General features: G+C 35.9%; 12 protein-coding genes. 6 read left to right on the forward strand and 6 right to left on the reverse strand.

All coding sequences use genetic code 11. The features are described from left to right. Positions 1-25 precede the first annotated feature (25 nt). A complete protein-coding gene (locus tag E0I61_RS02600) occupies positions 26-1900 on the forward strand; it encodes a M1 family metallopeptidase (protein ID WP_132069217.1) in 1875 nt (624 codons plus the stop codon). 77 nt (positions 1901-1977) lie between these two features. Here E0I61_RS02600 and E0I61_RS02605 read toward each other — a convergent pair whose 3' ends face one another. Both E0I61_RS02605 and E0I61_RS02610 read right to left on the reverse strand, forming a co-directional pair. Further along, on the reverse strand, positions 1978-3183 hold the full coding sequence (locus E0I61_RS02605; RefSeq protein WP_132069219.1) for an NAD(P)/FAD-dependent oxidoreductase: 1206 nt from the start codon (positions 3181-3183) through the stop codon (positions 1978-1980). Positions 3184-3397: 214 nt separating this feature from the next. After that, positions 3398-4348 (reverse strand): L-threonine 3-dehydrogenase, encoded by a 951-nt coding sequence (locus E0I61_RS02610; RefSeq protein WP_132069221.1) that lies wholly within the window; start codon positions 4346-4348, stop codon positions 3398-3400. A 309-nt stretch (positions 4349-4657) separates the two neighbouring features. Between E0I61_RS02610 and E0I61_RS02615 the strand changes: the two genes are divergently transcribed. Together E0I61_RS02615 and mfd are read left to right on the forward strand one after the other, a co-directional pair. Next, positions 4658-5263: a hypothetical protein gene (locus tag E0I61_RS02615; protein WP_132069223.1), complete on the forward strand. Its 606-nt coding sequence runs from the start codon at positions 4658-4660 to the stop codon at positions 5261-5263. Continuing rightward, positions 5256-8621: a transcription-repair coupling factor gene (gene mfd, locus E0I61_RS02620; RefSeq protein ID WP_132069225.1), complete on the forward strand. Its 3366-nt coding sequence runs from the start codon at positions 5256-5258 to the stop codon at positions 8619-8621. The genes E0I61_RS02615 and mfd overlap by 8 nt, the downstream gene beginning before the upstream one ends. A gap of 65 nt (positions 8622-8686) precedes the next feature. On the opposite strand, the gene E0I61_RS02625 is transcribed toward mfd, so the two are convergent. From E0I61_RS02625 to E0I61_RS02635, 3 genes are all read right to left on the reverse strand, one after another. After that, positions 8687-9343, reverse strand: coding sequence for an aspartate kinase (locus E0I61_RS02625; RefSeq protein ID WP_131914702.1), 657 nt, complete (start codon positions 9341-9343; stop codon positions 8687-8689). Positions 9344-9450: 107 nt separating this feature from the next. Then, positions 9451-9810, reverse strand: a complete 360-nt coding sequence (locus tag E0I61_RS02630; RefSeq protein ID WP_131990648.1) for a YraN family protein — start codon at positions 9808-9810, stop codon at positions 9451-9453. Positions 9811-9894: 84 nt separating this feature from the next. Then, complete coding sequence (locus E0I61_RS02635; protein ID WP_165930174.1) at positions 9895-10791, reverse strand: S66 peptidase family protein; 897 nt, start codon at positions 10789-10791, stop codon at positions 9895-9897. A 268-nt stretch (positions 10792-11059) separates the two neighbouring features. Here E0I61_RS02635 and E0I61_RS02640 point away from each other — a divergent pair, with 268 nt between their 5' ends. The 3 genes from E0I61_RS02640 (at position 11060) to amaB (ending at position 14619) form a co-directional block, all read left to right on the forward strand. Further along, complete coding sequence (locus E0I61_RS02640; RefSeq protein ID WP_132069227.1) at positions 11060-12145, forward strand: endonuclease/exonuclease/phosphatase family protein; 1086 nt, start codon at positions 11060-11062, stop codon at positions 12143-12145. A 92-nt stretch (positions 12146-12237) separates the two neighbouring features. After that, entirely contained in the window at positions 12238-12777 is a 540-nt protein-coding gene (locus E0I61_RS02645; RefSeq protein ID WP_132069229.1) for a 3-hydroxyanthranilate 3,4-dioxygenase, read from the forward strand. 294 nt (positions 12778-13071) lie between these two features. Continuing rightward, positions 13072-14619 (forward strand): L-piperidine-6-carboxylate dehydrogenase, encoded by a 1548-nt coding sequence (gene amaB / locus E0I61_RS02650; RefSeq protein ID WP_132069231.1) that lies wholly within the window; start codon positions 13072-13074, stop codon positions 14617-14619. Positions 14620-14740: 121 nt separating this feature from the next. Here the strand turns inward: amaB and E0I61_RS02655 are convergent, their stop codons facing one another. Continuing rightward, positions 14741-15262 (reverse strand): DUF6646 family protein, encoded by a 522-nt coding sequence (locus E0I61_RS02655; protein WP_131990640.1) that lies wholly within the window; start codon positions 15260-15262, stop codon positions 14741-14743. Between the last annotated feature and the right edge of the window lie 32 nt (positions 15263-15294).

Consider the following 15294-nt stretch of genomic DNA (forward strand, 5'->3'; position numbering starts at 1 on the left):
CCCTTCCATTTTTATTTTAACCTATATGAAAAAGTTACTTTTATTTGCTATTTTTTCCTTAAGTTTCGGAAGTCTGCTGGCTCAGAACACCTCGTATTGGCAGCAACATGTCGATTACAAAATGGATGTTTCCATGGATGTAAAAACATACCAATACAAAGGAAAACAGGAATTGGTTTACACCAATAATTCTCCTGATACTTTGAGAAAAGTATATTATCACCTATTCAATAATGCCTTTCAGCCTGGAAGCGAAATGGATGCCAGAATCCAAAGCATCAAAGATCCAGACGCAAGAATGGTCACCAAAGTAAAAGTTGGCGATACCGAAGTAAAAGAAAGCCGAATTAAAAATTTGAAACCAAATGAAATTGGTTATTTGCGAATTTCTAATTTCAAACAAGACGGAGCAGTTGCTAATGCAAAAGAGATAGGGACTATTCTTGAAGTGACTTTGGCTAAGCCAATACTGCCGAATACTAAAACTACATTTACATTAGATTTTGATGGTCAGGTTCCAATTCAGATTCGTCGTTCCGGAAGAAATAATGCCGAAGGTGTAGCATTATCCATGTCACAATGGTATCCAAAACTTGCTGAATTTGATTTTGAAGGTTGGCATGCCGATCCGTATATCGCCAGAGAATTTCATGGCGTTTGGGGGAATTTTGACGTGAATATTACTATTGATAAAGATTACGTTTTAGGTGGCACCGGTTATTTGCAAAACAAAAACGAAATCGGTCATGGCTATCAAGACCAAGGTGTTGTTGTGTCTGTTCCAAAGAAAACAAAAACATTGACGTGGCATTTTAATGCGCCAATGGTTCATGATTTTACTTGGGCTGCTGATAAGGATTACATTCATGATGTAGTAAAAGGGCCTAATGGCGTTGATTTGCATTTCTTGTATAAAAACAATCCAAAATACATTCAAAACTGGAAAAACCTGCAACCAAAAACGGTTCAGTTGATGGAAATTTACAACAAAACGGTTGGGGATTATCCATACAAACAATATTCTGTGATTCAAGGTGGCGATGGCGGAATGGAATATGCAATGTGTACGTTGATTTTGGGTCAAGGTACGTTTGACGGATTGCTTGGGGTGACCGCACATGAAATGGCGCATTCTTGGTTCCAACATATTTTAGCTTCCAATGAATCTAAACACGGATGGATGGACGAAGGATTTACCTCATTCCTGGAAGATTTTGGACTGAATGAAATTGACGATAAAAAAGTAGAAAACCCATTTGCAGCAGCATATAAAGGGTACTATGCAATGGTAAATTCAGGAAAAGAATTACCACAAGGAACACATGCGGATCGTTTTGATGAAAATAAAGTATACAGCGTTACTTCCTATAGTAAAGGAGAAATTTTCTTGGCACAATTGATATACTTAATAGGTAAAGAAAATGCATTCAAAACCTTGAAAAAATATTACAGCGATTTTAAATTCAAGCATCCTACGCCAAATGATATCAAAAGATCTGCGGAAAAAATTTCTGGAGCAAATCTAGATTGGTATTTGACGGATTGGACACAAACCACAAATACTATTGATTATGGTATCAAGGATGTAAAAGAAAATACGGATAAAACAACTGTTACTTTAGAAAGAATTGGAAGAATGCCAATGCCAATTGATTTGACAGTGGAGTATACGGATGGAACAACAGAAAGTTTTTACATTCCGTTGCGCATGATGAGTTTTGAAAAAGAAAACCCAACACCAGCAATAAAAAGAACAGTTTTAAATGATTGGGCTTGGGCGTATCCAACCTTTGAATTTGATATTTCTAAATCAAAAGCTTCCATCAAGAAAATCACCATCGACCCAAGTGGATTAATGGCCGATTTAAAAAAGGAAAACAATACGTATGAGATAAAGTAATTTTGAAAAGCCCTGAAAAGGGCTTTTTTTATTCAAATTAATTTGGTGTTTGTATTGGAAATTTTATTTTTTTACAATTACCGTCGGAATTTAAAATATTCGGCTAAAGTATGTTTCTTATTTTTCAACATTTCAGAAACGAGTTTCATTCCAATGACCGAAAATGTGATGCCGTTTCCACCAAAACCTAAAACAAAATAAGCACTTGGAAAATTAGGATGTTTACCAATGTAAGGTAAGCCGTCTTTAGTCTCGCCAAAAGTACCTGCCCAGACAAAATCCATTCTGAAATCATAATTTGGTAAAATTTTCTTCAGATATTTGGTCAATCTACCAGACTTGTCGTTTAGTAATGCATCCCTTTTTTCAGCATTTACAAAATCCTCATCTTCTCCGCCAATAAGTAATCTGTTGTCATCCGTAGTTCGCATATACAGGTATGGTGCTGCTGTGTTCCAAAACAGAGTGTCGTTGAGATACGATTGGTCGTCTTCAGATCTTTCGCCAACAATTGCATAGGTAGAAAGTAATTTCACGAAATTGTCTTTAATGATTTCAGTACTTTCGAAACCGTTGCAGTAGATTATTTTCTTTGCTGTAATAGTAGTGCCATATTCAGTCACAACAGTTACGCCATTTTGTTTGTTCGTGACTTTTTTGACATCAGTCTTATCGAATATTTTCAATCCTTTTTTGTAGTTGTACGCTAAAATATCATGGGCTAATCTAAATGCATCAATGCTTCCGCCTTGTTCAGACAAGATCCCGCCATACGAGTTTTTAAGGCGGTACTTTTTATAAATTTCTTCGGCTTCCATCCATTTTACGGGTATTCCGATTTTTTTTCTAGCCTCAAATTCTTTTTTTAACCAACTGACATCTTTCTTAAGAGCTGCAAAATAAAGAGATTCTTTTTTCTTGAATCCACAATCAGATTTTATCAGTTGCGCTATTTTCTTTAAATCATCAATCGATTTATAACACGCCCAATAACATTCAACAGCGGCTTTTTTACCAATTAAGTCTATAAGTTGGTATAAAGGAATATCAATTTCGTACTGCAACATTGAGGTAGTTGCTGATGTGCTTCCGTGACCAATTTCTCTGCGATCCATCAGTATGGTTTTGTAGCCGTCTTTTATACATTGATGTGCTATAAGACTGCCTGTTATACCACCGCCAATGATTAGGATTTCTGTGTCCAAGTTTTCCCTTAATGAAGGATAGGAGTTGATAATTCCATTTTTCACCAACCAAAAGGGTTCACTTGATTTAAGTTTCATGGTGCTGAGGTTTTTATCAAATTTAGCAAAAATATCTTTGAAAATATTCCTCAGGAAGGAACTATACTCTATTTGAAACAAAAACGGCTGTTAATAGTAATGATGCATTTATGTATTTTACAGATAGCTCACTTAAGTCCAAAAAAACGGGTTTTAAAAAACCAGGATTCTCACCTTGATTTTTTAAAACCCGAACTCTTAATAAATGGGCGTGTTATGCTTTTTCTTGCTTTAAGTTTTTAAGCATATCCGTAGTCATCGATGCTAAATCAAATTCGTGTTTCCAGTTCCAGTCTTTTCTGGCTTCAGCGTCATCAATACTCGCGGGCCAGCTGTCGGCTATTTTTTGACGGAAGTCTGGATTGTAAGAGATTGTAAAATCAGGAATGTGTTTTTGTATCTCGGCAGCAATCTCTGTTGGCGTAAAGCTCATTGCGGCTAGATTGTACGAAGAATGAATTTTTATTTGTTCTACCGGTGCCTGCATAATTTGAATAGTCGCAGCAATTGCATCGTCCATATACATCATCGGCATTTTAGTTTCTGAAGATAAAAAGCATTCGTATGTTTTATCTGAAAGTGCTTTGTGAAAAATATCCACCGCATAATCCGTAGTTCCACCACCAGGAGGCGATGACCAACTGATTAAACCAGGATAACGGATGCTTCTTACGTCTACACCAAAGATATTATGGTAATATTCGCACCATCTTTCGCCAGCTTGTTTACTGATTCCGTAAACTGTCGAAGGTTCCATAATCGTGTATTGAGGCGTATTTTCTTTAGGAGTTGTTGGTCCAAAAACCGCAATACTCGAAGGCCAGAATATTTTTTTTATTTTTCCGGCTTTCGCCAAATTCAAAACATGAAACAACGAATTCATATTCAAGTCCCAAGCAAATGCAGGGTTTTTCTCGGCTGTTGCCGATAATAATGCGGCCATCAAATATACTTCGTCAATTTGATGCAATTCCACCAAATGCTCAATTTGATTGAAATCTAAAGCGTTTACCACTTCAAATGGACCGGAATTGACAACATCAATATTTAACTTTCGGATATCCGAAGCAATTACATTTTCTGTTCCGTATATTTTTCGCAACTTTTGTGTAAGCTCCGTTCCAATTTGTCCGCAAGCTCCAATAATCAATATTTTAGTACTCATTTTTGTCTGTTTTGAAAAGCAAAGATAATGTTTTCGCAAATAAAATAACTTTGATAAAATGATTATAAAAAATATTAAATTACCGATAAAAATCAGAATTTATTTTTAGTTACTGTTTTTTTTAAATAAAAAATACTTCAGGAATATTAGATTGTTATTCCTATGCTGTAATTCGTAATTGTAAATTTACTTTGTAACTTTGTGCATTAATTAATGGAGATTTTTAAATCAGCATAACTGGTTCTAGTATACAAAATTAAGACAGTATGCGAATTACATTTGACCATTAAAAATAATAAATAGCTACACATGAAATATAAAATAGCGGTCTTCTTTTCTCTGGTTTTTCTTTTGTTGTCCTGTAAAAATGACAATCAAAAACGCATTGCTGAGAATAAAAAAGAGATGCAAAGAAGAGAAGTCATTTTCACGAACATAGAGAAAGGCTGGGTTTTTTATGATACGCCTGTAACTGAGGCTTCTGAAAAAAGTATCGTATCTTGGAACGAATGGCGTGTTTTTTTGGCTGAACTAGCTCAAAAACCTAAAAAAACCATTGGTGCCTTTCAAAAAAAATCGGGGGCACTTTCTAAAAAAGTCATGGCTTTGAACGACAACATTCCTTATGAATACAACAAACCTCAGATAAAAAGTAGGATATCGACTCTAATCACTAAAGTACGTTTGTTGGATTTATTCATTCATTTGGATAATATTCCAGATAAAAAAGTGACGTTGTTAGTGTCAGAAATCAACTTGGAATTGGTTTCGCTACAAAGACAAATGGACAAAATTGTGGAGAAAAGTAAAATTCCGCTTGAAGAAGGAGAATCTGATCTATTAAAAATGATGGACACCGCAAGAGCTATTCCTAATACACCAGTCATCGACCCAAATCTGCCCCGCGTTGAGTAAAACAGCCTTATACAATACCTACGATAATTCGCCAAAAACCCAGCAAATTGTTGCTCGTTTATTGGAAGATAACCAAGTCAAAATGCATTTTTCGGGACTTTTGGGTTCCGCACTTTCGTTTGTAATCCGATCGATTTTCAAGAAAGCCGAACTTCCTTTTTTAATTGTTTTAAACAATAAAGAGGAAGCCGCTTATTATTTGAACGATTTAGAACAAATGATTGGCGAACAAGATGTGCTCTTTTATCCCGGTTCATACCGTCGTCCGTACCAAATTGAAGAAACCGATAATGCGAATGTTTTGCTTCGCGCCGAAGTGTTAAACCGAATCAATTCGCGCAAAAAACCAGCGGTTATTGTCACGTATCCGGAAGCATTATTCGAGAAAGTGGTAACCCGAAAAGAATTGGACAAAAACACGTTGAAAGTAAGTGTTGGAGACAAAATTTCTATTGATTTTATCAATGAAGTATTGTTCGAGTATGAGTTCAAAAGAGTCGATTTTATTACCGAGCCCGGAGAATTTTCGGTTCGGGGTGGAATTGTTGATGTGTTTTCGTTTTCGAATGATAATCCGTATCGAATCGAATTTTTTGGAGACGAAGTGGAGAGTATCCGTAGTTTTGATGTAGCGACGCAATTGTCGATTGTACAACAGAAGAAAATTACGATAATTCCAAATGTGGAGAACAAAATTTTTCAGGAAAATCGAGAAAGCTTCTTGGATTATATTTCGGAGAAAACGGTTATTTTCATTCAGAATACCGAAGATTTTTTATCGCAATTAGACAAACAATTTGGCAAAGCCGAGGAAGCTTTTGCAAAACTATCACAAGAAATAAAACGTTCGACGCCGGAACAATTATTCTTGAATCAAACAGAGTTTATAAAAAGAGCATTGGATTTCTCGATTGTGGAATTGAGTTCGAAAGCGATTTTTAGAACTACCAAAAAATTCGAATTTCACATTCAGCCGCAACCGTCATTCAATAAACAATTTGATTTGTTGCTTAATAATCTGAATGAAAATCATTTTAACGGGTACAAAAATTATTTATTTTGTTCCAATGATGCCCAAGCCAAACGATTTCATGATATTTTTGAAACGTTGGATGAAGCAAATTCTGAAAACATCAGAAAACAATATCATACTGTTGTTTTGCCTTTGTACCAAGGATTTGTAGACGATGAAAATCAAATTACCTGTTACACCGACCATCAAATTTTTGAACGCTATCATAAATTCAGCATCAAAAACGGCTATTCGAAAAAGCAGAATATCACTTTAAAAGAACTGACGACACTTTCTGTTGGCGATTATGTTACGCATATCGATCACGGAATCGGGCGTTTTGGAGGTTTGCAAAAAATACAAGTCGAAGGCAAAACACAAGAAGCCATCAAACTCGTTTATGCCGATAATGACATTGTGTATGTAAGCATTCATTCGCTACACAAAATTTCAAAATACAACGGAAAAGACGGAACGCCACCTAAAATTTACAAATTGGGCTCGAATGCTTGGAAGATTTTAAAACAAAAAACCAAGGCACGTGTCAAACACATTGCATTCAATTTGATTCAGTTGTATGCCAAGCGACGACTGGAAAAAGGATTCCAGTTTGCACCCGACAGTTATTTGCAAAACGAACTGGAAAGTTCCTTTATTTATGAGGATACGCCGGACCAAACCAAATCAACTGCAGAAGTAAAAGCGGATATGGAAAGCGACCGCCCGATGGATCGGTTGGTTTGTGGGGATGTAGGTTTTGGAAAAACCGAAGTCGCCATTCGTGCGGCTTTCAAGGCAGTCGATAATAGCAAACAAGTGGCGATTTTGGTTCCTACAACCATTTTGGCCTACCAACATTACAGAACCTTTACGGAACGATTGAAAGATATGCCGGTTTCTGTTGGCTATTTAAACCGTTTCAGAACAGCCAAACAAAAAGCAGAAACACTAAAATTATTAGCCGAAGGAAAACTGGATATTGTTATTGGAACACACCAATTAGTCAACAAAAATGTAGTTTTCAAAGATTTGGGATTGTTGATTGTAGATGAGGAGCAAAAATTTGGGGTCAACGTAAAAGACAAACTCAAAACCATTGCGGCCAACGTCGATACATTGACATTGACAGCAACGCCAATTCCGAGAACATTGCAATTTTCATTGATGGCAGCGCGTGATTTATCCGTAATTACAACCCCCCCGCCCAACAGATATCCTATAGAAACGAATGTAGTTGGTTTTAGTGAAGAGTTGATTCGGGATGCGATTTCGTATGAAATCCAGCGAAACGGACAGGTTTTCTTTATCAATAATAGAATAGAAAACATCAAGGAAGTTGCCGGAATGATTCAGCGCTTGGTACCAAATGCCAAAGTTGGAATTGGTCACGGCCAAATGGAAGGAAGAAAACTGGAAGAATTAATGTTGGCTTTTATGAACGGAGAATTTGATGTTTTGGTAGCAACCACCATCATCGAAAGCGGTTTAGATGTTCCTAATGCGAATACTATTTTTATCAATAATGCCAATAATTTCGGATTGTCTGATTTGCATCAAATGCGTGGTCGGGTAGGGCGTAGCAATAAGAAAGCGTTCTGTTATTTTATTTGTCCGCCGTATTCAGCAATGACCGATGATGCCAGAAAACGAATTCAGGCTTTGGAACAATTCAGCGAACTAGGAAGTGGTTTTAATATTGCGATGAAAGATTTGGAAATTCGTGGTGCCGGAGATTTATTGGGAGGCGAACAAAGTGGTTTCATCAACGAAATTGGTTTTGATACGTACCAAAAAATCATGAACGAAGCCATTGACGAATTGAAAGAAAACGAATTCAAGGATTTGTATCCTGAGGAAAACAATTTGGAAACCAAAGAATACGTTAAAGACCTGCAAATCGATACGGACTTTGAGTTATTGTTTTCGGACGAATACATCAATAATGTTTCGGAACGATTGAGTTTGTACAATGAATTGGGAGGTGTAAAAAACGAAGAAGAACTTATTATTTTTCAGAATAAATTGATTGACCGTTTTGGTCCTTTGCCGCCACGAGCCAATGCGTTAATGAATAGCATTCGTATCAAATGGATCGCCACTCGCATTGGAATCGAGAAATTGGTGATGAAACAAGGCAAGATGATTGGTTATTTTGTATCGGATCAACAATCTGATTATTATCAGTCGAATCGCTTTCATCAGGTGCTACAATTTGTGCAAACGCACAGTTCTATTTGTAAAATGAAAGAAAAACAAACGCCAAACGGCTTGCGATTGCTGTTAACTTTTGACAATGTAAAATCTACTAGGAGAGCCTTGGAATTGATGGAGTTGTTGGGGAAGTAAGCCATTTAGAAACCACAATTCAAAGCTTCCAGCCTTCAAAAGGCTGGAAGTTTTATATAGACAATCTAATTCTTCAGATCCTTTATTACTTTGAAAGCGACATCCACTTGTTCTTCACTCACTAAAATAGTAAACTCATTAGAAGTCGAAATCACTTCATTGATAATGATTCCTTCCCAAGCTAAACGCTGGAAAATAAAATAGTAAATCCCTGGAACGACAATATTTTCTTTAGGTAATTTTACCGTAATAGAAGCTAGATTGTCCAGTTTTTGAATCAATTTTTCATTTGCAAAATGCTTGTCAACCAAGTGATTGATGCTGTTGCTTACCACAATATTAGTCTCATTCACGCCTCTGGATGAAGTGTAAAAAATATCCGGGAAAGCATTGATATCAGTAATTAAGTCCGCTTGTTTGTTTAAAACGGTTTCTGATGCAGCAAAGGTGTAGTCTGTCAAAGCGGAACGAACGGTGATTTCCCCAATGTTTTTTATTACTTTATTAATCTTATGATTCAGTCTGAAGTCAAGTTCTTCGGTTAACCTTTTTAAAGCCATGACAACGGCACCTTGTTTTACTTCCTTACCAAATTCACTTTCCAATTCAGTCATTATATTTCGGGATAATGAAGTCAAATTAATTATGCCTAATGATAATGCATTCAATAAAAATGGTTTTGTTTTAATATAGTTCTCTACAATGGAAGAAACAGTTTTCATAGTTTAGCTTTTTAATTGATTGTAATTATACGCACAGTAATGTATAAATAAGGCGCAAATATAAATAAAAAAACAATTTGTTACAAATATAACATTTAAAAAATGCATTAAAAATGATAAAAAGCATCTATAAGGTGCTCAACTACAAAAGATTTGCCTTCTTTATGAACTGCAATTATGTCAAAACGGACTTCAATGTCTAAATTTCTTTCGTTTACAAATGCATCCACCGCCTTCACAAGAAGTTGAATTTTTTTGGGTTTTACAAAATCCTGCGGCAAACCAAATTCCAAAGAGGAACGGGTTTTTACTTCAACCACGGCGAGTGTATTTTCTTTTTGGGCGAGAATGTCTATTTCTGCTTTTTGGAACGTCCAATTGGTTTCTAAAATAGTGTACCCATTTTTTTGAAGAAATTCTACTGCCATTTCTTCTCCAAGTTTTCCGAGTTCGTTGTGTTCCGCCATGAATTAAGTTTTCAGTATTCCGCCTCCGTTTTCAAACTTCTGCAATCAGAAATCGTTACTCTACAATCTTTAATCAAATTGCCTTTATTCAAAAACAACTTTACTGCAAGTGCCGTTCACGTCAATGCGCACTTTATTTCCTAAAATCAATGCTCTATTGTCTTGAATATGACCAGCCGGAAAATTATAGAGTACAGGAATATTGTATTTTTTAGTAACATCATCGATTATTTCGATTGCATTTTTACCCCAAGGAATATCATTGTCTTTCATTTTTGTCATGGAACCCACCACAATTCCTTTGATGCTTTCCAGACAACCATTTCGTTTTAAATTCATCATCATGCGGTCAATGTGATACAAATATTCGTCTAAATCTTCCAGGAATAAGATTTTATCAGTACAATCAATCGCTGATGGGGAACCGAACAGACTGTATAGAATCGATAAATTTCCGCCCACTAATTCTCCGCTGGCTTTCCCGTGTCTATTCATTAAGAAAGGGTCTATGTCATACGATAATCTTTCGCCAAACAAAGCAATTCTCATCGTTTCTATGGCTTCGGGAGTGGCTCTGGGAGCACTTATTGGCATGATTCCATGAATGGATTTGAAGCCCATTGTATTCAAATGATTGTGCAAAACGGTCACATCGCTAAAACCAACAATCCATTTCGGATTTTGTTTGAACGTGCTAAAATCCAATAAATCGATCATACGCACGGTTCCGTATCCGCCTTTTACGCACCAAATGGCTTTGATGTTTGGATTGTCCAGTTGCTGCTGAAAATCGGCGGCGCGCTGTTCATCGGTACCGGCTAATTGATCTTTATCTAAGCCAATAGTACTACCAATAACAACTTCCAGTCCCCAACTGTGTAACAAATCGATGGCGGGTTTCAGGTTGTCATCTATATTCTTTCGGGCTGTTGCCAAAATAGCTACGGTATCTCCTTTTTGTAAATTTGGTGGTGTGATCATTTGTGATTGGGCTTGAGAGTTGGAGGTTTGTAAAACAAAAATAAGGAATAGAAATTTATATAGAACAGGATGATGTGAGATAAAAGTAAACAGGTTGGAATTCATGTTGTATTGTTTTTCTAAAATAATTGGAATCATGGGGTCTTTGAAAGACAAAACAAAGATAGACAATTAGAAAATAATTTTAAGTTCACGGTCAAATGACTATTTTTACAATAAACAGATCCAAATAAGGAATCTACTCAACGACTGGAAATAAATGGTACTTATGAGAATTACGCATTGGATTCCTATTCTTTTTTTATTTTTTCCAATAGCAAAATCGAATGCGCAACAGAAAAAATATGTCATTCATACCGTTGCATTTTATAATATCGAAAATTTATACGATACGATAAATGATGCAAATACTCGAGATGATGATTGGGTTTATTCCTCAAGCTATTACAGGAAAAAAATTAGCAACATAGCAAGAGTTCTTTCAAAAATAGGAACAGGAGAGAATCCTAATTCGCCAACAATTATAGGTTTGGCAGAAGTCGAAAATAGAAACGCTTTGGAAGATTTGATAAAAGATCCTCAAATAATCAATAAAGATTATGGAATAGTTCATTTTGAATCACCGGACAGAAGAGGTATCGATTGTTCTTTTCTATATCAAAAGAAATATTTTAAACCTACCAGCTATGCAAGCATCCCATTGCTGATTTTTGAAAAAGATACAAAACCAATTAAGAAAAAAATACCAGAAGACGATAAAGAGGATAGTAATGAACCGGATCAAATTACAAAAAGAATTTATACCAGAGATCAAATCCTATTAACAGGATTTCTTGATGGGGAAGAAATAAATTTCATAGTAAATCACTGGCCTTCAAGGAGAGGAGGAGAAGCTATGAGTAACCTATTAAGAGAAAAGGCTGCGGCATTGAATGTTAAAATTATTGATTCTTTGCAAAAATTAAATCCAAATGCTAAAGTAATTACTATGGGCGACTTAAATGACGGGCCATTTAATACTAGTTTAAAAAAAGTACTTAAAACAAAAGCAAATAAAAATGAAGTTCAACTTTTAGGAATGTATAACCCAATGGAAAACATCGCCAAAAAAGGAATTGGAACTATTGCTTTTCGAGATGCATGGGATGTTTTTGATCAAATGATTCTGACGGAATCATTAATAAGGGAGGATTATTCGACCTATAAATATTGGAAAGCAGGCGTTTATAACGCTCTATTTATGGTTCAGACAACAGGACAATACAAAGGGTATGGTTTAAGAAATACACCAACTGTTCCAGGATTCAGCGATCATTTCCCAGTTTATATTTATTTAATAAAAGAAAAAAAATAATCTGGTAGTAGAGACGCACTGCAGTGCGTCTCTACAGTGCGTCTCTAACACATTATTTTTTATTTCATAACTTTACATTTAAAATTAAAAAAATGGCAATTGCAAAACCTTTCAACCTCAATAAATGGATTGACGAAAACCGTCACCTACTTAAACCACCTGTTGGCAATAAAAATTTATACAGAGAATCCGGTGATTATATCGTTATGATTGTTGCGGGTCCAAACGCCCGAAAAGACTATCATTACAACGAAACCGAAGAGTTGTTTTACCAACTTGAAGGCTCCATTAAAGTGATTGTTCAAGAAGATGGTGAGCGTAAAGAAATGGAATTGAATGCCGGTGATATGTACCTTCATCCTGCCAAAATTCCGCATTCTCCAGTTCGTTCCGAAGGTTCGATAGGGCTTGTAATCGAACGAAAAAGAGTTGGAAAAGGATATACGGATGGTTTATTGTGGTTTTGCGACAACTGCAATCATAAGATACACGAAGTTTATTTTGAACTGCATAATATTGAGAATGATTTCCTGCCTCATTTCGAACATTTCTATAATTCAGAAAAGTTGAGAACCTGCGAAAAATGTGGAACCGTAATGGAAACCGACCCAAGATTTGTTGCCAAAAAATAATTTTAAGGAGCTATTCTCGCTATTCGTTCTATCTTTTGCGGCTTAAAGAAAGCCACAAAAGGATGCCACTGCTATCGGGGCTAAAAACCATATTGCGTATCCCAATTATTTTGTTATTCCTACGAAGGAAGAATCATTTTAAAAGAATTTCCGAGTGGATTAAAAGGATACGTCTTGTAAAAGATAATTTCAATGCAAAAACAACAGAATAAATAAAAGTAGCAATGTTTAGTTTTTCACGTTAAATCAATATATTTGTAAAAAAATATAACAATTTTTAATAAAAAAGTTACAATGATAACAATAGCGGATCAATTCGGAATCAAAGAAGCCCTTAAGCAATTAGGGATTGGGGAAATAAATGAAGGAACATCAACTGGAGCAGCTAATTTTGCCAACGGAAAAATCATCGAAAGTTATTCGCCAGCAGATGGGACTTTAATTGGAAAAGTAAGAACTTCTTCTAAAGAAGATTATGAAAAAGCGATGCAAAAAGCTTCAGAAGCATTCTTAGAATGGCGTATGGTTCCAGCTCCTAAAAGAGGTGATATCGTTCGTCAGATGGGAGATGAATTAAGAAAATTCAAAGAGCCTCTTGGAAAATTGGTTTCTTATGAAATGGGAAAAAGCCTTCAAGAAGGATATGGTGAAGTTCAGGAAATGATTGATATCTGTGATTTTGCAGTGGGATTATCTCGTCAATTGTACGGATTAACAATGCACTCTGAAAGACCTTTGCACAGAATGTATGAGCAATACCACCCAATAGGAACGGTTGGAATCATTTCAGCGTTTAATTTTCCGGTAGCAGTTTGGAGTTGGAACGCAATGATTGCCTGGATTTGTGGCGATGTTGCAATCTGGAAACCAAGTTCAAAAACGCCATTGTGTGGAGTGGCTTGTCAGAATATTATCAAAAGTGTTTTAGAAAGAAATAATGTTCCTGAAGGCGTTAGTTGTTTGGTAACTGGAAACGAATCAGGAGATTTAATCAATAATGACAAAAGAATTTCGTTGGTTTCTTTTACAGGATCAACAAGAATTGGACGTCACGTATCTAAAACCGTAGCAGAACGTTTTGGAAACACCATTCTTGAATTAGGAGGAAACAATGCAATTATTGTTTCGGAACATGCTGATATCAGTATGGTATTGGTGGGAGCCGTTTTTGGTGCGGTAGGAACAGCTGGACAACGTTGTACATCAACCAGACGTTTAATTATTCACGAAAGTGTGTATGACAAAACCATCAGTGTGTTGAAAAATGCGTACGGTCAATTACAAATTGGAAATCCATTGGACGAAAACAACCACGTTGGACCGCTTATCGATAAAGGAGCTGTTCAGGATTATTTGAATGCGATTGAAAGTGCCAAAAAAGAAGGTGGAAAAATCATCGTTGAAGGCGGCTTGGTAGAAGGCAAAGGATATGAAAGTGGTTGTTATGTGAGACCCTGTATCATTGAAGCTGAAAATCATTTTGACATTGTTCAAACAGAAACTTTCGCTCCTATTTTATATGTAATGAAATACAGCACGATTGAAGAAGCGATTGCGTTGCAAAACGGAGTGCCACAAGGACTTTCGTCTTCTATTTTTACAAACAGCATGAGAGAAATGGAATTGTTCCTTTCTCAATCTGGTTCTGACTGTGGAATTGCCAATATAAATATTGGTACTTCCGGAGCAGAAATTGGTGGTGCTTTTGGTGGTGAAAAAGAAACGGGTGGCGGACGTGAATCCGGTTCTGATGCTTGGAAAGCCTACATGAGAAGACAAACCAATACGATCAATTACGGAACCCAATTGCCATTGGCACAAGGAATCAGATTTGATTTGTAGAGAACAAATTATAATAAACTAAAAAAGGCAATTTGAATATTTCAAATTGCCTTTTTTTATGATTAAAAATTGCTGCGTGTACTCAGCGGAAATCTTTGTCCTCTTTGCGGTTAAAACGGCTCTATAAATTAAAAGATGCTCCAAGACTAAAAGTAAATTGGTTGTTTAGATTATAAAACAATTTGTCATCATTTCCATATTTTGCAATTGGAAATCCAAGTTCCGTAAATACGCCAAATCCTTCAGTAAAAAAATAACGACCACCAAGATGGCCACCAAAATTTTTCAATCCTAAACTTAACCCGGGATAAACATCTAATTTTTCGTCCACATTTATAACGCTTCCTAAATTAGCATTGATTCTAAATTTAGCATCAAAACGATCTTTAAAATCTGGTTTTTCTCCATAATATTGTGTTGAACCATAAAAGCCAGAATATTCATTTACTCCTAACAAATAAGAAGTAACAAATCCGAAAGAAAAATTTTCTCCAAGGCCAAAATCTGCGGAGCCTTGAATTCCTGATCCACCTTCCTGAATGTTAGCGCCGATGTTAATTTTAGTATCTCCCTTTCCTTTGAAAGCCTGTGCATTGATCAAGCCAACTGTCAATAGCAATACTAATGTAGTGATCTTTTTCATACTTTTAATTTTTTAAGTGAGTGCAAAAGTAA

The organism is Flavobacterium ranwuense, assembly GCF_004349315.1.
GTDB classification, from domain to species: Bacteria; Bacteroidota; Bacteroidia; order Flavobacteriales; family Flavobacteriaceae; genus Flavobacterium; species Flavobacterium ranwuense.